This window comes from uncultured Psychrobacter sp. (genome assembly GCF_947500265.1).
Classification (GTDB): domain Bacteria; phylum Pseudomonadota; class Gammaproteobacteria; order Pseudomonadales; family Moraxellaceae; genus Psychrobacter.
Window position 1 is genome coordinate 1 of the sequence record NZ_CANMRN010000020.1, and the last position, 911, is coordinate 911.

Here is a 911-nt window from a genome sequence, read left to right on the forward strand (position 1 = left end):
TATATAGTCAGTCCAAAATAGAAAAGGTACAATGCTTTTAAACCAAGCAAAGAGAAATATAAAAGATGACCTACTCAGCAGATTTTCGAGCACAAGTTATCAAAAACATTGAGCAAAAAGACATGAGCATCCGTCAGGCCTGTATTTTTTATAATATCAGCAAGAGTACACTACAGCGCTGGCTTATAGACCCAAGCATCCAAACGACCAGAGTCAAAACGCCAAGCAGTATACCCAATGAAGCTCTTCTACAAGACGTTAATCAATACCCAGATGACTATCTATATGAGCGAGCTCGTCGTTTAAACTGTAGTAAATCAGGTATTGGCTATGCCTTAAAAAGATTAAATATCAGCCAAAAAAAAGACCTTAGCACATCCAAAAGCGTGTTCAATAAAAAGAGCGGTATATAAGAATAAGCTTGATCATTTTAAGCAGCAAGGCTATCCCGTTGTCTATATGGATGAGAGTGGCTTTGAGGCTGAAACTATTCGTCCTTATGGCTATGCACCGATAGGTAAACCTTGTATTGATAGCTACAATTGGCAAGCTAAAAAACGTACCAATGTCATCGGTGCTCTGTATGAAAAGATGCTTTTTGCGCTTGATTACTTTGAGAAAAACATCAATGGCGATATATTCTATGACTGGTGCAAATACACGCTCATTCCAAGCCTTAAAACTAAATGCGTAATCGTCATGGATAATGCCAGCTTTCATAAACGAGTGAAAAGTCTTCTGAATAGGCATGGTCACAGGCTTTTATTTCTACCATCCTATAGTCCTGACTTAAATCCTATTGAAAAGAAATGGGCACAAGCTAAGTTTCTACGACAAGGTTGGATGGAGAATAATCTACCTAAACTATTTCATAATATGGGTTGTACTTCTTTTATTTTGGATTGACTATA

General features: G+C 37.3%; 2 protein-coding genes. Both read left to right on the forward strand.

The annotated features are described in order from the left end of the window. Nucleotides 1-65: 65 nt before the first annotated feature. A complete protein-coding gene (locus Q0788_RS13870; protein ID WP_101204407.1) occupies nucleotides 66-413 on the forward strand; it encodes an IS630 transposase-related protein in 348 nt (115 codons plus the stop codon). Further along, a complete protein-coding gene (locus Q0788_RS13875; protein WP_240990771.1) occupies nucleotides 394-906 on the forward strand; it encodes an IS630 family transposase in 513 nt (170 codons plus the stop codon). Before Q0788_RS13870 ends, Q0788_RS13875 begins: the two co-directional genes overlap by 20 nt. The last annotated feature ends 5 nt before the right edge of the window (nucleotides 907-911 follow it).

Excerpts from the sequence above, each read along its gene's own strand:
- Q0788_RS13870 (WP_101204407.1), top strand. The coding sequence starts at position 66 with ATGACCTACTCAGCAGATTTTCGAGCACAAGTTATCAAAAACATTGAG.